The following is a 21,068-nucleotide window of genomic DNA, read 5'->3' as shown; positions in this document are numbered from 1 at the left end:
ATGGACGACAGACGGCGTCGCCCGTCGCGGGCCACGTCGCTGGCGGCGCCCGCCGCCTCGAACACCGTCAGAAGCTGTTTGCGCGCGGCCTGGTCGTTCCAGTCACGGTCGGCCGCGACGATGGCCAGCAGGCTGTCGGCCGCGCCCTTGAAATCGCCGGCCGCTGCCTGGGCCTGGGCCAGGTCGAAGCGCGCCTGATGGTCGTTCGGATCGGCCGCCAGCCACGATTCCAGCGCCGCCGCCTCGCCCGCCGGGGCCGAGGACGCCAGGGCCAGCTGGGCGCGCAGGCTGACCACCGCCGGCTCCTTGGATTCCGCCGGGGCCATGGCCAGGGTCTGGCGCGCCTGGTCCGCGTCGCCGCCGGCCAGATAGACCCGCGCCAGTCCGGCGATGGCCTTTTCATTCTCAGGCTCGATCGACAGGACGTGGGCGAAGGCCTGGGCCGCTCCGCCGTAATCGGCCAGACCCAGCGATTCCTCGCCCAGGCTCAACAGTTGTTCGATGTCGGAGCTGGCGCTGGTTCCGCCGGTCAGCTTGTCGATGAAGGCCTTGATCTGGCTTTCCGGCACCGCGCCCTGAAAGCCGTCGACCGGCTGGCCGTTGACGAAGGCGTAGACGGTGGGGATCGACTGGACCCGCAGCTGGCCCGCATAGGCCGGGTTGGCGTCGACATCGATCTTGACCAGCTTCACCGCCCCCTGCGCCGCGCGCACGGCCTTTTCCAGCATGGGCGTCAGCTGGCGGCACGGTCCGCACCAGGTGGCCCAGAAGTCGACGATGACCGGCTGGGTCTTGGACGCCTCGATCACATCGGCCATGAAACCGGCGTCCGAGCCATCCTTGATCAGGTCGTCGGGCAGGCGGGTCGGGTCGGCGAAGGTCATGAAGGCTCCTGCGGGGGATAAGGCTCTCAACGCGGCAGGCGACAGATGGTCCCGTCCGCGCCGCTTCTCAAGCCTGAAGCGTGTCGAAGTCGATGACCATAGGGTCGCGCCCCAGGGCCGACAGCACCTGTCGGAACGCCGCCTGGTCCAGGGCCGTGGTGGCGGTGTTGATCAGGGGATGGAAGTTGACGATATCCGCCTCCCACAGGCGGCGGTCCAGCACGAAGGTGACGCGCCGGTCTGCGTCGTTGATCAGGCCCAGAGCGGTGACCGAGCCGGGGCGCACGCCCAGCGTCTCCCACATCAGGGCCTCATTGCCGAACGACAGCCGGTCCGAACCGATCACCCTGGGCGCCCGTTTCAGGTCCACCAGAGTGTCCTGCCGCGCCGAGATCAACCACAGGCGGCCCTTCTTGTCCTTCAGGAACAGGTTCTTGGTGTGGGCGCCGGGCATGGCGGCCTTCAGCTCCAGCCCCTCCTCCACCCGGAAGACGGCGGGATGACGATGGGTGACATGGTCGATCCCTTTCGCCTCCAGCCAGGCCAGCAGGGCGTCGGGATCATAGGCGGGCGTGGGTTCGATCATGGGGGCTTTGACGGGCGGGCTTTGACGGGGATGCGGGCGCGGGGATAGGGAGGATCAGTCCCTGTCGATACCTTTCGGAGCGCCGCCTTGGAACTGGAATGCTATCCGATGATCCCCCAGCCGCCGGACCTGGTGCCCGGCCGGCAGTCGCGCGACTGGATGGACGCCTTCGCCAGCCGGCACCCCTATCGCTGCCTGCCGCTGAACATGGCCAATACGACCGGGTGGGAGATCCTGTGCCCCTATGGCTTCACCGCCGAATGGACCGGCGGCCCCCGACAGGAGGACATCACCATCACGCCCGACCGGCCGGTGCCGGACCTGAAGACCTTTGTGGTGTCGCACTTTTCGCGCGGGGTGCTGACCATGCATCCGCAGTATCTGTTCCGCACGCCGCCGGGTTGGGGCCTGATGGCTTCCGGCTCGCCCAATCACGTCAAGGACGGCATCCAGCCCCTGGTCGGCCTGATCGAGACCGACTGGCTGCCGTTTCCCTTCACCATGAACTGGATCTTCACCCGGCCGGGACGAATTCGTTTCGACAAGGGCGAACCCTTCTGTTTCATAACCCCGCTGGAACACCGCAAGGTCGAGGGCTTCCAGCCGGTGATCCGGTCGCTGGAATCCAACCCCGTCATGCACGGACAGTTCGAGGCCTGGAACCGCCAGCGGACGGATTTCAACAAACGCCTGGCGGGCGGCGACCCGGACGCGGCCAAGGAAGCGTGGCAACGTTTCTATTTCAAGGGCGAGCTGCCGGAAGACATGGGCAATGCGCCCGAGACCCACGTCAACAAGCGTCGCCTGAAGTCGCCGCGCGTGGGCTAGAATGAAAGAGGCTCCGCTGAACCTGCATCCAGCGGAGCCTCGAACAGGGCTTAAATCGCGCCTACTGGCCGCGCGGCACCCGGCCGCTCAGGTTCTGAACCACATCGCGCGCGTCGAAGGCGTTCGGGTCGCTGGCCGGCTTGGCGCCGCGGCCCACCACGATCTCGGTCGAGGCCTCGAAGCGGTCGATGCGGTGGATGTCGACGTCGCGGTCCCAGAAGGGATTGGCCGAGCTCCACACCCCACCCCGGTAATAGCGCCAGTAGGGGCTCCAGTAGCGGTAACGGGCCGACATCGGATTGGACATGGCGGTATAGCGGCTGTCGACGTCGGTGGCGCGGTTGACGGTGGTGAACCAGTCCCCGCCGCTCTGGACCGTCAGCTCGGCCGCCCGCAGCAGCAGGCCCATCTCCACCTGCTCGCGCGAGGTGACCGAATTGCCCGAAAAGGTGACGCGATAGCGGTCGCGTTCGACCTGCTGTTCGGAATAGCCGTAACGCGAACCCTGGCCCGCCGGGCCGTAGGGCGTCGCGGTGGCGCAGGCGGCCAGCAGCGCGCCGGCCGCGACCAGGATCAGGGCGGGGCGAACAAGACGAGGCATGGGGCAGTCTCCTGTTGGAGAAACGACGAAGATCGATCTTCTCAGGTGAACGGTAGCTGAACGCCGCGGTTCCGGCGCCCAGCAACCCTCTGTCTCTTCAACCTAATGTCGCCCGCGCCAGGATCAAGCCGTCGCGGCGTCGCATCACGCCCGGCGGCCGTCGCGCCGCGCCAGAACCCGCAGACGCAGGGCGTTCAGCTTGATGAAGCCTTCCGCGTCGCGGTGGTCATAGGCCTGGACGCCTTCTTCGAAGGTCACCAGATCCTGATCGTACAGGCTGTCGGGGCTTTCGCGGCCGATCACCGTCGCGTTGCCCTTGTACAGCTTGACCCGCACCACGCCGTTGACGCGCTGCTGGCTGTGGTCGATGGCCGCCTGCAGCATCTCGCGCTCGGGGGCGAACCAGAAGCCGTTGTAGATCAGGTGGGCGTATTTGACCGCCAGCTCGTCCTTCAGATGCATGGCCCCGCCGTCCAGGGTGATGGACTCCATGCCCCGGTGCGCGGCCAGCAGAATGGTCCCGCCCGGCGTCTCATAGACCCCGCGCGACTTCATGCCGACGAAGCGGTTCTCCACCAGGTCCAGGCGGCCGACGCCATTGTCGTGGCCCAGGCGGTTCAACTCGGTCAGCAGGGCGGCCGGCGACAGGCGTTTGCCGTCGATGGAGACCGGGTCGCCCTTTTCAAAGCCGATCTCGATGACCGTGGCCTTGTCGGGGGCGTCTTCGGGGCTGATGGTCCGCTGGTGCACGAACTCGGGCGCCTCGACCGCCGGATCCTCCAACACCTTTCCTTCCGACGACGAGTGCAGAAGATTGGCGTCGACGCTGAACGGCGCCTCGCCGCGCTTGTCCTTGGAGATGGGGATCTGGTGTTTCTCGGCGAAGTCCAGCAGGGCCTCGCGGCTGCGGAACTCCCATTCCCGCCAGGGCGCGATGACACGGATGTCCGGCTCCAGGGCGTAATAGCCCAGCTCGAACCGCACCTGGTCGTTGCCCTTGCCGGTCGCGCCGTGACAGACGGCGTCGGCGCCCATCTGGCGGGCGATCTCGATCTGGCGCTTGGCGATCAGCGGCCGGGCGATCGAGGTGCCCAGCAGATACTGGCCCTCATAGACCGCATTGGCGCGGAACATGGGGAAGACATAGTCCCGCACGAATTCCTCGCGCAGGTCGTCGATGAAGATGTTCTCGGGCTTGATGCCCAGCTTCAGCGCCTTCTCCTTGGCCGGGGCCAACTCCTCGCCCTGGCCCAGGTCGGCGGTGAAGGTGATGACCTCGGCGCCGTATTCGGTCTGGAGCCATTTCAGGATGATCGAGGTGTCCAGACCGCCGGAATAGGCGAGGACGACTTTCTTCGGGGCGGCTTTCGACACGGCGGTATCCTTGGACCAACGCGGGGAGGCGGTTCGCGCGCTTAAAGGGCCACACGCCCCCATATGCAAGGGCCAGAATGGGGCGAAAGCCGCATCAGCCCCGCATCAGCCGGCGGCACAGGTCGTCCAGCTGTTCCAGACTGGAATAGACGATGTTCAGTTCGCCCTTGCCGCCCCGGTCGGTCAGGGCGACCCGCAGGCCCAGGGCGTCGGACAGATCCTGCTCCAGGGCCGCGATGTCGGCGTCGCCTTCGGGCCGGACCGCCGTGGTCTTGGCGGTTTTCGGACCTTCGGCCGACCGCCGGGCCAGGGCCTCGGCCTGGCGCACATTCAGCCCGTCCTTCAGCACCGCCTCGGCCAGAGCGGACGGATCGCGCGCCGTGATCAGGGCGCGGGCGTGACCGGCCGACAGCCGGCCCTGCGACACATGCTCCAGCACATCGTCCGGCAATTGCAACAGGCGCAGGGTGTTGGCCACGTGACTGCGGCTCTTGCCCACCACCCCGGCCAGGGCGTCCTGGGTGCGGCCGAACCGTTCCATCAGCAGGCCATAGGCCTGGGCCTCCTCGACCGGATTCAGGTCGGCGCGCTGGACATTCTCGATGATGGCGACCTCCAGAACCTCGCGGTCGTCCATCTCGCGCACCACGATCGGTACGCTGGTCAGACGCGCGCCTTGGGCGGCCCGCCAGCGGCGTTCGCCGGCGATGATCTGCCAGACGCCGTCCTCGCCCGGCTGGGGCCGGACCAGGATGGGCTGCAGCACCCCCTTGTCGCGGATCGAGGCGGTCAGCTCCTCCAGCTCCTCGCGGGCGAAAACCTTGCGCGGCTGGTCGGGGTTGGGTTTCAGGCTCTCGATCGGAACCGTCTGCACGCCCGCCGGGGCCACTGCCCCACCCTCGGCCGCCACCGGCTCGCCCAGCAGGGCCGACAGACCGCGCCCCAGACCTCTTTGACGTTCAGACACTTGCATGATTCCGTTTCATTCAGGCGGCGCGGCGCAGCCGTTCGCGCGCCACCACTTCGCGCGCCAGCCGCAGATAGGCCTGGCTGCCCGCGCATTTCAGATCATAGATCAGGGCCGGCTTGCCGAACGACGGCGCCTCGGACACCCGAACATTGCGCGGGATCACGGCGTCATAGACCTTGTCGCCGAAATGGCTGCGCACATCGTTGGCGACCTGGCCCGACAGGGCGTTGCGCCGGTCGTACATGGTCAGGACCAGCCCCTGGATCTCCAGCGCGGGGTTCAGGCTCTGGCGCACCATGTCGATGGTCCGCATCAGCTGGCTGAGGCCCTCCAGGGCGAAGAACTCGCATTGCAGCGGCACCAGCACCGCATCGGCCGCCGCCATGGCGTTCAGCGTCAGCAGGTTCAGCGACGGCGGACAGTCGATCAGCACATAGTCATACCCGGTCTGACCGGCGCCCGTCGCCGCCAGGGCGTCGCGCAGGCGGTACGAACGCCGGTCCGCCTGGCTCAGCTCGATCTCGACGCCGGACATGTCGGCGTCGGCCGGCACAATGGACAGACCCGGTACGGCCGTTTCGACCGCCGCATCGGCGATGGAGCGGCCGTCCACCACCACATCATAGATGGTCACCCGGCGTGTTTCACGTGGAACACCCAAGCCCGTGGAGGCATTGCCCTGGGGGTCCATGTCGACGATCAACACCCGTTCACCGATGGCGGCCAGGGCGGTGCCCAGATTGATGGCCGTGGTCGTCTTGCCCACGCCGCCCTTCTGGTTCGACACGGCCAACACCCGCATCGGTTTGGATTCAGCGGACACGTTTCAGATTCCCGATGCTGACGATACGGCCCCGCGCGTCGCTGACGGACGGCAGAACTTCCGCCTCGAAACGCCAGGATTTCCACGCCTGGGTCAACTCCGCCTCGGCCTTCTCTCCCTTCAGGAACAGGCCTTGTGCACCACGATCGAAGCACGGCTGTGCATAACCCAGCAGGGTCTCCATCGCCGCCACCGCGCGGGCGGTGACGATGTCCACCGTCACCCGCTGTTCCTCGGCCCGCCCCCAGATCACCGTGGCGGGCAAGGCCAGCTCGTCGACCACCGCCTGAAGGAATTTGCACCGCTTATTCAGGCTATCGATCAGCCAGACATGGGCGTCCGGCCGCCCCTTCAACAGTATGGCCAGAACCACGCCGGGAAACCCGGCCCCCGCCCCCAGATCAGCCCAGGTCAGGGCGTCCGGCGCATGATCCAGCAGCTGGGCGCTGTCCAGAACATGCCGGTTCCAATAGTCGGGCAGGCTGGCCGGGCCGACCAGATTCATATGGGCGTTGGCCGTCTCCAGCCTTTGGCGAAAGGTCTCCAGATCGGCCATGACGGCGTCGGAAACCCCGGTGCGGGCCTGGAAGCCCGCCGCATCCAGAAGGGCGGCTTCGGTCATCAGGCCGCGACGCGCCCGCGTTTCACATGGCCCATCAGGGCCGTCAGGGCGCCCGGCGTCATCCCTTCAATGCGGTTGGCCTGGCCCAGGGTGCGCGGCCGGATCATCACCAGCTTCTCGCGCAGTTCATGCGACAGGCCGGCGATGGCGCCATAGTCGATGTCGGCGGGCAGGATCAGATCCTCTTCGCGCGACAGGGCGGCGATGTCGGCCGCCTGGCGGTCCAGGTATCCGGCATATCCCGCCTCGATCTCGACCTGTTCGCGCACGGCCGCGCTCCAGGTCGCGATGACCGGCTGGTCCGCCTCGAACACCGACAGATCCACGCCGGGATAGGCCAACAGGTCGCGGATCGAGCGGCGCTGGCCGTCATTGTTGACGGCGATGCCCAGGGCCTGCGCTTCGCGCGGCGTGAAACGGGTCTCGCGAACCACGGCGCCCGCGGCTGCCAGTGCGTCGGCCTTCGCCTGGTAAGCGTCGCGCCGCTCGGCCCCGACCAGACCCGCATGGACGCCCAGGGGGGTCAGCCTCTGGTCCGCATTGTCGGCACGCAGCGTCAGCCGGTACTCTGCCCGGCTGGTGAACATGCGGTAGGGCTCGGTCACGCCACGTGTGACCAGGTCATCGATCATCACCCCGATATAGGCCTGGTCCCGGCCCAGGATCAGCGGATCGCCGCCGCCGGCCGCCCGCGCGGCGTTTGCCCCCGCGATCAAACCTTGAGCCGCCGCCTCTTCATAGCCCGTGGTGCCATTGATCTGGCCCGCCAGCCACAGGCCGGGCAGGCGCTTGACCTCCAGCCCCGACGTCAGCTCGCGCGGGTCCACATAGTCGTATTCGATGGCGTAGCCGAAGCGGAACACCTCGACGCTCTCCAGGCCCGGAATGGTGCGCAGAAATTCCCTCTGCGTCGCCTCTCCGACCGACGTCGAAATGCCGTTCGGATAGACGGTGGGATCATCCAGCCCCTCCGGCTCCAGGAAGATCTGGTGGCTGGTCTTGTCGGCGAAACGGACCACCTTGTCCTCGATCGACGGGCAGTATCGCGGCCCCCGCCCCGACAGCTTGCCGCCATAGACGGCGCTTTCGCCCAGACGCTCGGCGATGATGCGGTGGGTGTCCTCGGTCGTGTGGGTGACGCCGCAGGCGATCTGGGGAACCGTGATCCGGTCGGTCAGGAAGCTGAAGGGCACAGGCTGATCGTCCGCCGCCTGCATCTCCAGCCGGTCCCAGGCGATGGTGCGCCCGTCCAGCCGCGCCGGTGTCCCGGTCTTCAGCCGGCCCATCATCAGGCCGGTTCCATACAGGTCCGCCGCCAGGCCGGTGGAGGGGGCGTCCCCCTCCCGTCCCGCCGCCCGGCGCTCGTCGCCACGATGAATGACGCCGTTCAGGAAGGTGCCGGTGGTCAGCACCACCGACGCGGCCGTCAGCCGCCGACCGTCGGCCAGTTCGACCCCGGCCACGCGGCCGCCATCGCGGATCAGACCCTCGGCCATGCCCTCGACCAGGGTCAGATTGGGCGTGACCGCCATCTCGGCCTGCATGGCCTGGCGATAAAGTTTGCGGTCGATCTGGCTGCGTGGACCGCGCACGGCGGCGCCCTTGGACCGGTTCAGCAGGCGGAACTGGATGCCCGCCCGGTCGGCCAGACGCCCCATGACGCCGTCCAGGGCGTCGATCTCGCGCACCAGATGGCCCTTGCCCAGGCCGCCGATGGCGGGGTTGCAGCTCATTTCGCCGATTGTCGACAGCTTCTGGGTCAGCAGCGCCGTCCGGGCGCCCAGACGCGCGGAGGCCGCCGCGGCCTCACAACCGGCATGCCCGCCGCCGATGACGATGACGTCGAAGGAACTCATGGCGCGCACATAGGCGAAATGGGCCCGAAACGCCACCTGAGCCGCTGTTTCACGTGAAACATCACTTGCCGATGCAGAAGCTGGCGAAGACCTCGCCCAGGATCTCCTCGACGCCGATCTCGCCCGTTACCCGCGCCAGGGCGTCATTGGCCCGGCGCAGATCGTCGCCCGCCATTTCGGGCGCCCGGTCCAGCAGAGCGCCCGCGGCACTCAGGGCCGTCAGCGCCTCCTGCAGCCGACGCCGGTGCCGTTCCTGGGTCACGGCCGGGAAGTCGGCGCCGGACAGGTCTCGGGCCAAGCGCGCGGCGATCCAGTCATGCAGGCGATCCAGCCCCTGCCCCGTCGAGGTGCTGAGGCTCAGCGTCTCATGTCCCGCGACCTGGGGCGCCTCGCCCAGATCGGCCTTGGTCAGGACTACCAGATCATCGGCCTGCGCATAGTCGGCGGCCACGCCCGGCGCATCGCCCGGCGCCCGCACCCACAGCCGCAGATCGGCAGCCTCAGCCCGCGCCCGCGCGCGACGCACCCCCTCGGCCTCGACCGGATCGTTACTGTCGCGCAGGCCAGCCGTGTCCGACAGGGTCACCGCATAGCCCCCGATGACCAGTTCGGCGTCCAGAACATCGCGGGTTGTCCCGGCGATGGGGGTGACGATGGCCGCCTCGCGCGCCACCAGGGCGTTGAACAGCGACGACTTGCCAGCGTTGGTCTCGCCGATCAGGACGATGCGATAGCCGTCTCGCACCCGCTCGCCTCGCCGCGCATCGGCCAGGGCTGCCTCCAGCCGCGCGATCAGGCCATCCAGGATCGGCCCGGCCGACCGCGCCAGATTGTCGGGCGTCTCTTCATCGGGAAAATCGATCTCGGCCTCGACCAGGGCCAGGGCGCGGAGCAGATCGGCGCGGAACCCGGCATAGACATGCGACAGGGCGCCGCCTAGCTGGCCCAGGGCCTGGCGCGCCTGTCCTTGCGTTTCGGCGTCGATCAGATCGGCCACCGCCTCGGCCTGGGCCAGGTCCATCCGGCCGTTCTGGAACGCGCGCTGGGTGAACTCGCCCGGATCGGCCGGTCGAAGCCCCAGGGCCAGGAGAGCGCGCGACGCCGCCTCGACCACCGCCCGGCCGCCATGCAGTTGCAGCTCGGCGCAGTCCTCGCCGGTGTAGGAGGCCGGGGCAGGAAACCACAGCACCAGCCCCTGGTCGATGTAATCGCCGCCATGCGCAAGGTCGCGCAGCATGGCCAGGCGCGGCTTCAGGCGAGCGACCCCGAGCGCCTCCAGCGTTCTTTCCGTATCCGGCCCCGATATGCGGATGACGGCGATCGCCCCCCGGCCCGGCGGCGTGGCCAGGGCGAAGATGGTGTCGGTCATGGCAATCCTCGCACAACAGGGAGGAGCGCGGTCACTACGGCTTGCCGACGCCGGTGACGGCCGATTCCATCAGACGGCGGAACTGGTCCTGGGCCTGAAGGCCGAAGCTGGTCCAGGTCTTCATCAGCTCTTCGGGCTGCATGGCGGCGACATTGGCCTGCATCCGCTTCTGCATCTCGGCCACCATGGCCTCGTTCAGCGGCGCCACATCCGGCAGGCCCAGAAAGGCCCGCGCCTCTGCCGGGGTGCAGTCGACTTCCACGTTGACCTTCATAGGACGGCTCCTCTGTCTTCGCCCTGTTTCACGTGAAACAGGGGGGCCCTCAAGCAGCGAGGCTCCGCGAGCCGAGCGTTAGGGCCAAAATTATGTATTCATGCTCTGGAAGAAGTCGGCGTTGTTCTTGGTCTGACGCAGCTTGTCGAGCAGGAATTCGATCGCGTCCTGCGGACCCATGGGGTTCAGGATGCGGCGCAGGACATAGGTCTTGGTCAGCTGATCCTTGGGCGTAATCAGATCTTCCTTGCGGGTGCCGGACTTCAGCACATCGATGGCCGGGAAGATGCGCTTGTCGGCCACCTTGCGGTCCAGCACGATCTCGCTGTTGCCGGTGCCCTTGAACTCTTCGAAGATCACCTCGTCCATGCGGCTGCCGGTGTCGATCAGGGCCGTGGCGATGATGGTCAGGCTGCCGCCCTGTTCCACATTGCGCGCGGCGCCGAAGAAGCGCTTGGGCCGCTGCAGGGCGTTGGCGTCGACGCCGCCGGTCAGCACCTTGCCCGACGACGGCACGGTGGCGTTATAGGCGCGGCCCAGGCGGGTGATGGAGTCCAGCAGGATGACCACATCCTTCTTGTGCTCGACCAGGCGCTTGGCCTTTTCGATCACCATCTCGGCCACAGCGACGTGGCGCGACGCCGGTTCATCGAAGGTTGAGGCCACGACCTCGCCCTTCACCGTGCGCTGCATGTCGGTGACTTCTTCGGGGCGTTCGTCGATCAGCAGGACGATCAGGAAGACTTCGGGGTGGTTGGCCTCGATCGACTTGGCGATGTTCTGCAGCATGACCGTCTTGCCGACGCGCGGCGGGGCCACGATCAGGCAGCGCTGGCCCTTGCCCAGGGGGGCGACGATGTCGATCACCCGGCCGGACCGGTCCTTCAGGGTCGGGTCCTGGATCTCCATATGGATCCGCTCTTCGGGATAGAGCGGGGTCAGGTTGTCGAACAGAACCTTGGTCTTGACCGCCTCGGGGTCTTCCAGATTGATCGTGTCGACCTTCAGCAGGGCGAAATAGCGCTCGCCCTCGCGCGGAGCCCGCACGGCGCCGTGCACCGTGTCGCCCGAGCGCAGGCCGAAGCGGCGGATCTGCGACGGCGACACATAGATATCGTCCGGCCCCGGAAGATAATTGGCGTCCGGGCTGCGCAGGAAACCGAAGCCGTCGGGCAGGATCTCCAGCACCCCGTCGGCGATGATCTCGACCTCTTCCTCGGCCAGGGCCTTGAGGATCGCGAACAGCAGATCCTGTTTGCGCAGGTTCGAGGCGTTCTCGACCTCCAGACCCTCGGCGAAGGCGACCAGGTCGGCCGGCGATTTCTCGTTAAGTTCGGCCAGGGTGATGCGGCCGTTGGGAACGATGGGTTCGCCGTCGTCGTCCTCGTCGGCTTCCTGATCGATGACGATCTGGTCGGCGGCCGTGGTGTCGGCGTCGAAAGTCTCGGCTTCCAGGGTCTCCGTTTCCGGGGCGGTCGGGTCGGTGTCGCGGACGTCGGTCATGGATGTCTTCATTCAGGCGCACGCCCGAACGCTCGCACCAAGCGAGGTCGAGACGGCTGGCGATTCATGGCCTTGCGGCCGGCAGGAAGGGCGATGGTCTCCGCCTCGGCTTCGAGAGAAGGGAAGCGGCATCGCTGAGAGAGGGGGACCGTCCGGCGGAACGCCAGGACCGGTTCGAGCGCAGGCAAACCACGCCCGCCCGTTCGGGTCAAGCATGAGGTCGTCTGCGCCCCATCAGGCGCTCAAGCCGGGAGACGCCGCGCGTCGACCGATAGCGCCTTAAAAGGCCCATTCCGTCGTGACGGCGATCACCATGACGATGGCGATCAGGAAGGGGATTTCATTGGTCATGCGCCAGAAGCGGCCCGAACATTTCGACGTCCCGGCCAGAATCTTCTTCCTCTGGCCCGCCAGGAAACCGTGCCAGGCCGACAGGGCGAACACCCCCGCCAGCTTGACGATCATCCACGGCTGATGGGCCACGCTCCAGTCCGCGCCATAACCGCTGCGGATCCACAGAAGCCAGCCGCCAAACACAAAGGCGGCGATCATGGCCGGATTGACGATGATCCGCAGCAGCCGCACCTGCCACAGGCGCAACAGGGCGCGCATCTCGGACCGCAGCGGCTCGGGCTTGTCGGCCTGTTCGGCGTCATAGGCATAGAGGCGCGGCAGGAACAGCATGCCGGCCATCCAGGCGATCACCGCCAGAATGTGCAGGCCGCGCACCAGATCATAGTCCATCACGCCGCCTCCTTGCGACAGCTGCCCCGGACCGGGCAGGCCGCCCATCGTCCTTCGCAGCCGGGACCGTGGGGCGAAACCCCGTCGCGGTCCAGCGCCTGGATCACCGCCTGTTTCAGGGTCTCGATGAAAACCGGCGTCACCCCCACGGCCGGAACCCGCAGATAGGGCGCCACGCCCAGCCGGTGCGCCAGTTCCGCATATTCGATATCCAGCTCGACCAGGGTCTCGATATGTTCGGACACGAAGGCGATGGGGGCCACCACCACGCCGACGCCGTCGGCCGCCGCCTGTTCGATCGCCTCGGGCGTCGACGGCCCCAGCCATTTCAACGGCCCGACCCGGCTCTGGTAACAGACCTGCCAGTCCACCAGACCCGCCGCCACGGCGATGGCTGTGGCCGTGGCCTCGACCTGTTCCTGATAGGGATCGCCCCGGCCGGTGATGACCCGTTCGGGCACGCCGTGAGCCGAGAACAGCACCCGCACGGGCGCCTCGCCCGCCTGGGCCAGGGCCGCCTTCACCCCCTCCGCCTGGGCGGCGATCCAGCCTTCGGCGCGCGGATAACAGCAGACCGCATGTTCCCGGCCCGGCCCGCGATAGACCTCGCGCCAGCGTTTCAGCGACGACTGGGTCGTGGTGGTCGAGAACTGGGGATAAAGCGGCAGCAGGACGACCCGATCCGGCGCAAAGGCCTGAACCTCGGCCGCCGCCTGTTCGGTCAGAGGGTTCCAGTAGCGCATGGCGATGAAGACGCCGATCCGGTCGTCCGGCCGAGCCTGTTTCAGCACCGCCGACAGGGCCGCCGCCTGGGCGCGGGTTTCGGGCAACAGGGGCGAGCCGCCGCCCATCAGCGCATAGTTGGCCTGGGCGCCCTTTTCCCGTCGTGCCGCGATCAGCCGCGCCAGGGGCCGCCGCACCAGGGCCGGCAGGCCGATGATGGCCGGGTCGCTGAACAGATTGGCCAGAAAGGGTTTGACCGCCTGGGGTCCGTCCGGCCCGCCCAGGTTGAACAGGACGACGGCGATCCTCTGCCCGACCGCCCCGGTCATCCCGCCCCGATCCGCTTCAGCGCCTGTTCGACATGGGCGATGGGCACGTCCGGCAGGATGCCGTGACCCAGGTTGAAGATCCACGGCCCGTCGTTCCAGGCCGCCATCAGCTGATCGATGCGCCGGTCCAGCATCGGTCCGCCCGCGCGCAGCAGTAGAGGATCCAGCGCCCCCTGGATCGGCCGGATCGCCTGGACCCGGCGGCCAACCTCCAGCGGACAGGCGGTGTCCAGCGCCACGCCCTGCACCCCCGCCTGGGCCGCATAGTGTTCGGCCAGGGCGGCCGAGCCGCGCGGGAAGCCGATGATGGGCACGGTGACGCCCAGTTCTCGCGCGCGGCGCACCAGGGCCTGATGCGGGGCCAGGACCAGACTGTGGAACAGATCGTCCGGCAGGCCCTCGGCCCAGCTCTCGAAGATCTTCAGCACCTGGGCGCCGGCGTCCTGCTGCATCTTCAGATAATGGGCCGTCGCCTCGACCAGCACCTCCAGCAGGGCCGCGACCTTGTCGGGTTCGGCATAGGCATAGGTGCGCGCCTGCGCCCGCTCGCCCTTGCCGATCGTGCGAGCCTCGCCGTCCAGCATATAGGTGGCCACCGTCCAGGGCGCGCCTGCAAAGCCGATCAGCGCCCGTTCCGGCTCCAGCGCCGCCCGGACGATCGACAGGGTCTCGCCCACGGCCTTCAGCGCCTGGCCGGCGGCTGGCGCCCGGTCGCGCATGGCGGCGATCTCCGGCAGGGCGCCCAGACGCGGCCCCTCCCCCGCCTCGAACCAGACCTTCTGACCCAGGGCGCCGGGGATCAACAGGATGTCGGCGAAGACGATGGCCGCATCGAAGGGGAACCGCCGCATGGGCTGCAGGGTCGCCTCGGCCGCCATCTCGGGGTTCAGGCAGAAGGCGATGAAGTCCGGCGCCTGGGCGCGCAGGGCGCGGTATTCGGGCAGGTAACGCCCGGCCTGACGCATGAACCACACCGGCGGCCGGGCCATCGTCTCGCCGTTCAGAACGCGGATCAGGTCAGGCGTGCTCATCGCCCGGCTGATACGGTCCCCGGCCGCATGGCTCAATCCCTATTTCAGATCAAAGAAGAAAAGAGAGATGGAAGTAGTCGGTAGGGCGCGGGACGGCGGGGAGAACTGGGGCCTGATCCAGAGGCCCGACGGCGTTCTGCACAGGATGCGCCCTGTCATGGAACGGTCATCATGACGCCTGTCGAAACCGGGGATAAGCGTTAAGAAAGTCTTAATCCGCCGCCGTCCCAGCCTCCTCGCCGCCTGGGCGCCGTTAGGGTTTCGTTAACCTTCTCCCCAGCCGAGATTGGCCGGCTTTTGGGCCGGGGGATGAACGGGGGTCGAACCGGGCCGATCTTCCCGCCCGATCCACACTCGCGAGCCGCCCTGCCTGTCGCTATGCTGATCGGCGCCCAGGGAAGCGATCCGCTTCTCACAGACCATCCACAGGATCGGCCCATCCCCGCATGACGCCCGCCAACCCCAATCGTCCCGGCCCCGCCCGTCCCGGACCCGCGCGGCTGGCGACCTATTTCCACGTCCATCTGGTGTCGGATTCCACCGGCGAGACCCTGAACGCCATGGCCAAGGCGGTGACGGCCCGGTTCGACGGCGTCATCCCCATCGAGCACATCTACGCCCTGGTCCGGTCGGACAAGCAGATGGAGCGGGTGCTGGAAGAGGTGGCCGCCGCCCCCGGCGTGGTCCTGCACACCATTGTCGACCGCGATCTGCGCGAACAGCTGGAGGAAGGCTGCCGGCGTCTGGACATGCCCCAGATCGGGGCGCTGGACCCGCTGGTCGGCGCCCTGTCGCGCTATCTGGGCGCGGCCCTGTCCACGCGCGTCGGCGCCCAGCATGCCCTGGACCACGACTATTTCGAGCGGATCGCGGCCCTGGACTTCGCCATGGCCCACGACGACGGCCAGGGCGCGACCCAGGATCTGGAGGCCGCCGATGTGGTGCTGTGCGGGGTCAGCCGCACCTCCAAGACCCCGACCTGCATCTATCTGGCCCACCGGGGCATCCGGGCGGCCAATGTCCCCCTGGTGCCGGGCCAGGAGGACGGCGAACGTCTGACGGCGCTGAAAAACCCGCTGGTGGTCGGCCTGACCGTGTCGCCGGACCGTCTGGTCCAGATCCGCCGCAACCGCCTGGACGGGCTGAACGCCAGCCGCGCCTCCAGCTATGTCGACCATGACGCCGTGCGCGACGAGACGGTCAAGGCGCGCCGGGCCTTCGAGCGGCGCGGCTGGCCGGTCATCGACGTGACCCGCCGCTCGGTCGAGGAGACGGCCGCGGCCATCATCAACCTGTTGAGCGAGCGCCGCAGCCGCAGACTGGCCAGCCACTGGTGACCCACGCCCCGCTGATTCTGGCCTCGGCCAGCGCCGCCCGCCGCGCCATGCTGGAAAACGCCGGCGTGGCGTTTCAGGTGCAGGTCGCCGATGTGGACGAGGGCGCGGTCAAGGCCCGGTTCGACGCCGCCCGCGCGGCAGAACTGGCGCAGGAACTGGCGGCCGCCAAGGCCCTGGCGGTGTCCGAGCGGACACCCGGCGCCTGGGTGCTGGGCGGGGACCAGACCCTGGCCTTCGACGGCGCCCTGATCTCAAAAGCGCCGGATCTGGGCGCCGCGCGCGCGCGTCTGTCCGCCATGCGGGGGCGGCCGCATCAGCTGCACTCGGGCGCCGCCCTGGCGCGGGACGGCCGGGTGCTGTGGTCCGGCGTCGATACGGCGACCATGCAGGTGCGCGATTTCAGCGACGGCTTCCTGGACGCCTATCTGGCGGCTGAAGGGACCGCGCTGCTGGCCTGTGTCGGTTCGTACAGGCTGGAAGGTCTGGGGTCGCAGCTGTTCGACCGGATCGACGGCGACTATTTCACCGTCCTGGGCCTGCCGCTGTGGACAGTGCTGGACCAGCTGCGTCGTCACGGGGTGATCGCGGCATGACGATCCGGGCCGGCGTCGCGGGCCGTCCGATCGGCCATTCCCTCAGCCCGGCGATCCACGGCGCCTGGATCGAGGCCGCCGGTCTGGACGCCCACTACGGCGCCCATGAACCCGTCGATGAAGACGCGTTCGTGGACCTGCTGCGACAGGGCCGGTCCGGCGCCCTGGCCGGACTGAATGTGACCGCGCCTTATAAGGAAGCCGCCCTGGCCGCCGCCGATCAGGCGACCGAGACGGCCAGGGCCGTCGGGGCGGCCAATCTGCTGCTGTTCCGCGACGGCCGCATCCAGGCCGACAGCACGGACGGCGAAGGGCTGATGCTGGCTCTGGCCGAACAGGCGCCGGGCCTCAGCGTCCTAGGTCAGGCGGTGGTGATCCTGGGGGCCGGGGGCGCGGCGCGAGCGGCGGCCCATGCCCTGGCCCAGGCCGGGGCGGCGGTGCGCATCGTCAACCGCACGGCCCAGCGCGCCGAACGCCTGGCCGCCGACATTGGCCCGGCGGTGATCGTCAGCCGCAGCCCCGAGGCGTTCGGCGATGCGGTTCTGGTCGTCAACGCCCTCAGCGCCCCGCCCGATCTGGATGTGGGCCCGCTGGAGACCGGGACGGTGGTCATGGACATGACCTATCGGCCGCTGGTCACGCCCCTGTTGGCGGCGGCGCAGGCGCGGGGCCTGCCGACGGTGGACGGCCTGGCCATGCTGATCGGCCAGGCGCGACCGTCGTTCCGCGCCCTGTTCGGGGTCGAACCGCCGCCCGCCGTGGACGTGCGGGCGCGGGCGCTGTCCATCCTGGGAGAGGCGCCATGATCGTTCTGGGCCTGACCGGCTCCATCGGCATGGGCAAGTCCACGACCACGGCCCTGTTCCGCGACGCCGGCGCCTTCGCCTGGGACGCCGATGCGGCCGTGCATGCGCTTTACGCCAAGGGTGGCAAGGCGGTCGAACCGGTCGGCGCCCTGTTTCCCGGGGTGGTCGTCGATGGGGCTGTGGACCGCACGAAACTGGCCCGCGCCCTGGGGTCGGACGCCGCCGCCTTCGCGCGGCTGGAGGCGGCGGTGCATCCTTTGGTGGCCGAGCATCGGCTGGACGATCTGGCCGAGGCCGAGGCGGTGGGCGTGCGCCTGGCGGTGCTGGACATTCCCCTGCTGTTCGAAAACGGCCTGGAGGCCCTGGTGGACGCGGTCGTGGTGGTGACGGCCGATCCCGAGGTGCAGAGGGCGCGGGTCCTGGCCCGGCCAGGCATGACGCGTGAACGGCTGGACGCCATCCTGACGCGCCAGACGCCCGACGCCGAAAAGCGCCGCCGCGCCGACTTCATCATCGACACCGGCCACGGACTGGAGGCGGCGCGCGCGGCGGTGGCGGATATCGTGGCCACCGTGACCGATCCCCTGTGGACGCCGCCGCGCCGCAGGCTTCACCCCGGCGCCGAACCGGCCCAATAAGGGGTCATGGCCCGCGAGATCGTTCTGGATACGGAAACCACCGGCTTCGACCCCAAGACGGGCGACCGGCTGATCGAGGTCGGCTGTATCGAGATCGAGGATCTGCTGCCGACCGGGCGCACCTATCATACCCTGGTCAATCCCGAGCGGCTGATCCCCCCCGGCGCCATCGCCGTGCACGGCATCACCGACGACAAGGTGCGCGATGCGCCGAAATTCGCGGCGGTGGTCGATGACCTGCTGGAATTCATCGGCGATGCGCCGATCATCGCCCACAACGCGTCGTTCGACCGGAATTTCATCGATTTCGAGTGCGCCCAAGCCGGTCGTCCGGCGCCCGAGCGCGACCGCTGGATCGACACGCTGCAACTGGCCCAGAAGCGGTTTCCGGGCATGGCCAATTCGCTGGACGCCCTGTGCAAGCGGTTCAAGATCTCGCTGGTCGAGCGGACCCTGCACGGCGCCCTGATCGACGCGCGTCTGCTGGCCGAAGTCTATCTGGAGCTGAAGGGCGGCAAGGAGCGGGCGCTGGACCTGACCGCCGGCCCGGCGGCGCGCGCTCAAGCGTCGGCCCAGGCGGCGGGCGGCTATCCGCCCCGCCCGCGCCCGCTGGCGCCCGCCTCGACCGAGATCGAGCGGGCCGCCCATGCGGACTTTCTGAAACGGACGCTGAAGGACGGCTCCCTATGGGCCGCCCACGGCGTGGTGATCGATCAGGCCTGACCGGGCTCGGCCGGGCTGCGGGCGATCTGCTCCTGGCGCGACATATAGATGGCGGCGAAGTCGATCGGGTCGATCAGGAAGGGCGGATAGAAGCCGCCGTCGCCCGTGGCGCGCGAGATCACTTCGCGGGCGTAGGGGAACAGATAGCGCGGGCATTCGATCAGCAGCATCGGCTCGATGTCCTGTTCGGACACGCCCGACAGGGCGAACAGGCCGCCATAGACCAGCTCGACCTGGAAGACCGGCTTGCCGTCTTCGCTGGTCGATTTGACCGACATCTTCAGGTCGACTTCGAACAGGCCGTCGGGCCGCCCTTGCGCGCCCATTTCGACACCCATGTCGATCTGGGGCTTGCCTTCCAGACGCAGGCTTTCGGGCGCGCGCGGGTTCTCGAACGACAGGTCCCGGACGTATTGGGCCAGGATACGGAAGCCCGGACCGGCCGGCTGGCCCTGTTCGGGCGCGCCGGCGGGCGGGGTGTCGGCGGGCGGATTGGCGGGCGGCGTGGCGTCGGTCATGTCGGAACTTTGGGCTGTGTTCGGCCGGAGGGCGCGGTGAAACGAGGCGTGGCGACTAGCACGGGGCGGCGTCACGCCGCAACGCCGCGCCTTGCGTCGGGCGAGACGGGCGCCTAATCCTGAAGGCGACGCTCGGCCCTCTCGCAGCCCCTGGACGCCCCTTGCCCACGCATTTCTCCATCGTCGTCTTCGCCGTGATCGCGGCTTTCGTGCTGTTCCAGCTGTACAATGTGCTGGGCAAGAAGGTCGGTCGCCAGCCGCAGGAGGACGCCAAGACCCCCGTTGCGGCGGGCCCCGGCGCGCCCGCAGACGGCGCCCCGCGCGCCCCGGCCCTGGATGCGGCGGCTCTGGCGGCGGTGGCTGGACTGAAGGCGCGCGATCCGTCGTTCGATCCCGCCCGCTTCCTGGACGGCGCGCGCCAGGCCTATGAGACCATCGTGCGCGGTTACGCCGCCGGCGACCGCGAGGCCCTGCGCCCGCTGCTGACCCCGGCGGTCATGACCTCGTTCGAGGCCGGGATGGCGGCGCGTGAGACCCGCGGCGAGACCGAACAGGTCGAATTCGTCCATCCGCCCCGCGCCGATCTGGAGGTCGCCACCGCCGAGGGCGAGCGGGCGGTGGCCAGGGTGCGGTTCCTGGCCGAGCTGCGCAGCCGCCTGACCAAGGGCGAGGCCGAAACCGTGGACGAACGCCGCACGGCCGAAAACTGGACCTTCGAGCGCGCCCTGGGCGCCGCCGATCCCAACTGGGTCCTGGCCCGCGTCGAGCCGGCGTCGGCGTGAGCCGCCTGGGCGGCCGGTTCGTCGCCCTGGCCCTGACGGCGCTGGCGGCCGGTTGCGCCTCGACGCCCAGACCCAGTCCTTCGCCCTCACCCTCACCCGCGCCATCGCCCGCGCCGCGCCCCGAGCCGGCGCCGCCGGTGCGGCCGGTCGCGCGCACGGTTCCGATGGCCGCCCTGCCCGGCTGGGATCAGGAGAACCACCTGGCGGCCCTGTATGCCTATGCGGACGGCTGCCGTGTCGGGCGCGAGGCGCAAAGCCTGTGCGACCAGGCGCGGGCCATGATCACACGGGGCGCGCGCCTGCCGACCCCGACCGAGGCGCGGGCCTTTTTCGAACAGAATTTCGACGCCGCCCCGGCCGAGACGGCCGATGGCCGCCCCGGCCTGCTGACCGCCTATTTCGCGCCGGAATATCCCGCCCGTCGCGCCTGGTCGCCCGAGTTCGACGCCCCGGTCCTGGCCCGGCCCGCCGATCTGGAGCGGGTGGACGGCCGTTTCATGCGCCGCCGGGCCGACGGATCGATCGCGCCCTATGACGACCGCGCGGCCATCGAGGGCGCCGCCCGTCCCGAACAGGCTATCGCCTGGATGCGGGCCGAAGACCTGTTCTTCATGCAGATTCAGGGGTCCGGCTATCTGACGTTCGAGGACGGGGGCCGCGCCCGCGCCGCATACGCCGCCGACAACGGCCTGCCCTTCACCGGCATCGCCCGGCCCATGGCCGACCGGGGCCTGCTGCCCCCCAACGGGACCAGTGGAGAGGCCATCCGCGCCTGGCTGGCCGCGCGCCGGGGGGCCGAGGCGCGGGCCGTCATGGCGCTGAACCCGCGCTACATCTTCTTCCGCATGGACCCAGACGACGGCGGCCAGCCGAACGGGGCGGCGGCGGTTCCCCTGCCCGAACGCCGGGCCATCGCCGTCGACCCGGCCTCGTGGCGCTATGGCGACGCCGTGTGGATCGAGGCGGACGGCGGCAATCTGATCGGCGCGCGCGCCAGCTATCGCGGCCTGGTCATGGCGCTGGACACCGGCTCGGCCATCCGTGGGCCGGTGCGGGCGGACCTGTATCTGGGCCGAGGCGAGGCGGCGGGGCTGGAGGCGGGGGCCGTGCGCCACCCCCTGCGGATGTGGCGGCTGGTCCCCAAGCCCTGACCT

General features: G+C 69.0%; 23 protein-coding genes. 8 read left to right on the top strand and 15 right to left on the bottom strand.

Annotation, left to right across the window (positions count from 1 at the left end; all coding sequences use genetic code 11):
• Both trxA and Q0581_RS10470 read right to left on the bottom strand, forming a co-directional pair.
• On the bottom strand, positions 1-884 hold an 884-nt coding region (gene trxA / locus Q0581_RS10475), incomplete at its 3' end, for a thioredoxin (protein ID WP_298700030.1).
• A 67-nt stretch (positions 885-951) separates the two neighbouring features.
• A complete protein-coding gene (locus tag Q0581_RS10470; RefSeq protein WP_298700029.1) occupies positions 952-1,470 on the bottom strand; it encodes a prolyl-tRNA synthetase associated domain-containing protein in 519 nt (172 codons plus the stop codon).
• A gap of 87 nt (positions 1,471-1,557) precedes the next feature.
• Between Q0581_RS10470 and Q0581_RS10465 the strand changes: the two genes are divergently transcribed.
• Complete coding sequence (locus tag Q0581_RS10465; RefSeq protein WP_298700028.1) at positions 1,558-2,298, top strand: DUF6065 family protein; 741 nt, start codon at positions 1,558-1,560, stop codon at positions 2,296-2,298.
• Between the two features lie 61 nt (positions 2,299-2,359).
• Here Q0581_RS10465 and Q0581_RS10460 read toward each other — a convergent pair whose 3' ends face one another.
• From Q0581_RS10460 to hemE, 12 genes are all read right to left on the bottom strand, one after another.
• Positions 2,360-2,899 (bottom strand): hypothetical protein, encoded by a 540-nt coding sequence (locus Q0581_RS10460; protein ID WP_298700026.1) that lies wholly within the window; start codon positions 2,897-2,899, stop codon positions 2,360-2,362.
• Between the two features lie 144 nt (positions 2,900-3,043).
• Positions 3,044-4,273, bottom strand: a complete 1,230-nt coding sequence (locus Q0581_RS10455) for an argininosuccinate synthase (protein WP_298700024.1) — start codon at positions 4,271-4,273, stop codon at positions 3,044-3,046.
• Positions 4,274-4,367: 94 nt separating this feature from the next.
• Positions 4,368-5,240 carry a ParB/RepB/Spo0J family partition protein gene (locus Q0581_RS10450; protein ID WP_298700038.1) on the bottom strand — a complete coding sequence of 291 codons (873 nt, stop codon included), beginning with the start codon at positions 5,238-5,240 and terminating at the stop codon, positions 4,368-4,370.
• Between the two features lie 19 nt (positions 5,241-5,259).
• A complete protein-coding gene (locus tag Q0581_RS10445; RefSeq protein WP_298700036.1) occupies positions 5,260-6,045 on the bottom strand; it encodes a ParA family protein in 786 nt (261 codons plus the stop codon).
• Positions 6,046-6,055: 10 nt separating this feature from the next.
• Positions 6,056-6,688, bottom strand: a complete 633-nt coding sequence (gene rsmG / locus Q0581_RS10440) for a 16S rRNA (guanine(527)-N(7))-methyltransferase RsmG (RefSeq protein ID WP_298700023.1) — start codon at positions 6,686-6,688, stop codon at positions 6,056-6,058.
• A complete protein-coding gene (gene mnmG, locus Q0581_RS10435) occupies positions 6,688-8,544 on the bottom strand; it encodes a tRNA uridine-5-carboxymethylaminomethyl(34) synthesis enzyme MnmG (protein WP_298700034.1) in 1,857 nt (618 codons plus the stop codon). Before mnmG ends, rsmG begins: the two co-directional genes overlap by 1 nt.
• 61 nt (positions 8,545-8,605) lie before the next feature.
• Positions 8,606-9,913 (bottom strand): tRNA uridine-5-carboxymethylaminomethyl(34) synthesis GTPase MnmE, encoded by a 1,308-nt coding sequence (gene mnmE, locus Q0581_RS10430; RefSeq protein WP_298700021.1) that lies wholly within the window; start codon positions 9,911-9,913, stop codon positions 8,606-8,608.
• A 34-nt stretch (positions 9,914-9,947) separates the two neighbouring features.
• Positions 9,948-10,187, bottom strand: a complete 240-nt coding sequence (locus Q0581_RS10425; RefSeq protein WP_292263971.1) for a DUF6489 family protein — start codon at positions 10,185-10,187, stop codon at positions 9,948-9,950.
• 90 nt (positions 10,188-10,277) lie between these two features.
• Positions 10,278-11,690: a transcription termination factor Rho gene (gene rho / locus Q0581_RS10420; protein ID WP_298700019.1), complete on the bottom strand. Its 1,413-nt coding sequence runs from the start codon at positions 11,688-11,690 to the stop codon at positions 10,278-10,280.
• Between the two features lie 279 nt (positions 11,691-11,969).
• Entirely contained in the window at positions 11,970-12,434 is a 465-nt protein-coding gene (locus Q0581_RS10415; RefSeq protein WP_298700018.1) for a CopD family protein, read from the bottom strand.
• Positions 12,434-13,486 carry a ferrochelatase gene (hemH, locus tag Q0581_RS10410; RefSeq protein WP_298700017.1) on the bottom strand — a complete coding sequence of 351 codons (1,053 nt, stop codon included), beginning with the start codon at positions 13,484-13,486 and terminating at the stop codon, positions 12,434-12,436. The genes Q0581_RS10415 and hemH overlap by 1 nt, the downstream gene beginning before the upstream one ends.
• Positions 13,483-14,517 (bottom strand): uroporphyrinogen decarboxylase, encoded by a 1,035-nt coding sequence (gene hemE, locus Q0581_RS10405; protein ID WP_298700015.1) that lies wholly within the window; start codon positions 14,515-14,517, stop codon positions 13,483-13,485. The genes hemH and hemE overlap by 4 nt, the downstream gene beginning before the upstream one ends.
• Positions 14,518-14,963: 446 nt before the next feature.
• Here hemE and Q0581_RS10400 point away from each other — a divergent pair, with 446 nt between their 5' ends.
• Genes Q0581_RS10400 through dnaQ form a run of 5 tightly spaced genes read left to right on the top strand, consistent with a single transcriptional unit; the run spans position 14,964 to position 18,614 of the window.
• Positions 14,964-15,854 carry a pyruvate, water dikinase regulatory protein gene (locus tag Q0581_RS10400; RefSeq protein WP_298700012.1) on the top strand — a complete coding sequence of 297 codons (891 nt, stop codon included), beginning with the start codon at positions 14,964-14,966 and terminating at the stop codon, positions 15,852-15,854.
• Positions 15,851-16,447: a Maf family protein gene (locus Q0581_RS10395; protein ID WP_298700011.1), complete on the top strand. Its 597-nt coding sequence runs from the start codon at positions 15,851-15,853 to the stop codon at positions 16,445-16,447. Before Q0581_RS10400 ends, Q0581_RS10395 begins: the two co-directional genes overlap by 4 nt.
• Complete coding sequence (locus tag Q0581_RS10390) at positions 16,444-17,253, top strand: shikimate dehydrogenase (RefSeq protein ID WP_298700010.1); 810 nt, start codon at positions 16,444-16,446, stop codon at positions 17,251-17,253. Before Q0581_RS10395 ends, Q0581_RS10390 begins: the two co-directional genes overlap by 4 nt.
• Complete coding sequence (gene coaE / locus Q0581_RS10385; RefSeq protein WP_298700008.1) at positions 17,250-17,891, top strand: dephospho-CoA kinase; 642 nt, start codon at positions 17,250-17,252, stop codon at positions 17,889-17,891. Before Q0581_RS10390 ends, coaE begins: the two co-directional genes overlap by 4 nt.
• Positions 17,892-17,897: 6 nt before the next feature.
• Positions 17,898-18,614 (top strand): DNA polymerase III subunit epsilon, encoded by a 717-nt coding sequence (gene dnaQ, locus Q0581_RS10380; RefSeq protein ID WP_298700006.1) that lies wholly within the window; start codon positions 17,898-17,900, stop codon positions 18,612-18,614.
• Here the strand turns inward: dnaQ and secB are convergent.
• On the bottom strand, positions 18,605-19,132 hold the full coding sequence (gene secB, locus Q0581_RS10375; RefSeq protein ID WP_298700005.1) for a protein-export chaperone SecB: 528 nt from the start codon (positions 19,130-19,132) through the stop codon (positions 18,605-18,607). The two genes, dnaQ and secB, sit on opposite strands and share 10 nt — an antisense overlap.
• Positions 19,133-19,293: 161 nt before the next feature.
• Here secB and timA point away from each other — a divergent pair, with 161 nt between their 5' ends.
• Positions 19,294-19,914, top strand: a complete 621-nt coding sequence (gene timA / locus Q0581_RS10370; protein ID WP_298700003.1) for a TIM44-related membrane protein TimA — start codon at positions 19,294-19,296, stop codon at positions 19,912-19,914.
• Positions 19,911-21,065, top strand: coding sequence for an MltA domain-containing protein (locus Q0581_RS10365; RefSeq protein ID WP_298700001.1), 1,155 nt, complete (start codon positions 19,911-19,913; stop codon positions 21,063-21,065). The genes timA and Q0581_RS10365 overlap by 4 nt, the downstream gene beginning before the upstream one ends.
• Positions 21,066-21,068: the final 3 nt, after the last annotated feature.

The sequence above is a fragment of the uncultured Brevundimonas sp. genome (assembly GCF_937863155.1).
GTDB lineage: Bacteria > Pseudomonadota > Alphaproteobacteria > Caulobacterales > Caulobacteraceae > Brevundimonas.
Note: the sequence above shows the minus strand (reverse complement) of the source record. Positions and strands in the feature narration are given on the sequence as shown.

Coding starts and splice junctions, on each gene's coding strand:
- Q0581_RS10470 (WP_298700029.1), bottom strand. CDS start 1,470: ATGATCGAACCCACGCCCGCCTATGATCCCGACGCCCTGCTGGCCTGG.
- Q0581_RS10460 (WP_298700026.1), bottom strand. CDS start 2,899: ATGCCTCGTCTTGTTCGCCCCGCCCTGATCCTGGTCGCGGCCGGCGCG.
- Q0581_RS10445 (WP_298700036.1), bottom strand. CDS start 6,045: ATGCGGGTGTTGGCCGTGTCGAACCAGAAGGGCGGCGTGGGCAAGACG.
- rsmG (WP_298700023.1), bottom strand. CDS start 6,688: ATGACCGAAGCCGCCCTTCTGGATGCGGCGGGCTTCCAGGCCCGCACC.
- mnmG (WP_298700034.1), bottom strand. CDS start 8,544: ATGAGTTCCTTCGACGTCATCGTCATCGGCGGCGGGCATGCCGGTTGT.
- mnmE (WP_298700021.1), bottom strand. CDS start 9,913: ATGACCGACACCATCTTCGCCCTGGCCACGCCGCCGGGCCGGGGGGCG.
- Q0581_RS10425 (WP_292263971.1), bottom strand. CDS start 10,187: ATGAAGGTCAACGTGGAAGTCGACTGCACCCCGGCAGAGGCGCGGGCC.
- rho (WP_298700019.1), bottom strand. CDS start 11,690: ATGACCGACGTCCGCGACACCGACCCGACCGCCCCGGAAACGGAGACC.
- Q0581_RS10415 (WP_298700018.1), bottom strand. CDS start 12,434: ATGGACTATGATCTGGTGCGCGGCCTGCACATTCTGGCGGTGATCGCC.
- hemH (WP_298700017.1), bottom strand. CDS start 13,486: ATGACCGGGGCGGTCGGGCAGAGGATCGCCGTCGTCCTGTTCAACCTG.
- hemE (WP_298700015.1), bottom strand. CDS start 14,517: ATGAGCACGCCTGACCTGATCCGCGTTCTGAACGGCGAGACGATGGCC.
- Q0581_RS10400 (WP_298700012.1), top strand. CDS start 14,964: ATGACGCCCGCCAACCCCAATCGTCCCGGCCCCGCCCGTCCCGGACCC.
- Q0581_RS10390 (WP_298700010.1), top strand. CDS start 16,444: ATGACGATCCGGGCCGGCGTCGCGGGCCGTCCGATCGGCCATTCCCTC.
- coaE (WP_298700008.1), top strand. CDS start 17,250: ATGATCGTTCTGGGCCTGACCGGCTCCATCGGCATGGGCAAGTCCACG.
- dnaQ (WP_298700006.1), top strand. CDS start 17,898: ATGGCCCGCGAGATCGTTCTGGATACGGAAACCACCGGCTTCGACCCC.
- secB (WP_298700005.1), bottom strand. CDS start 19,132: ATGACCGACGCCACGCCGCCCGCCAATCCGCCCGCCGACACCCCGCCC.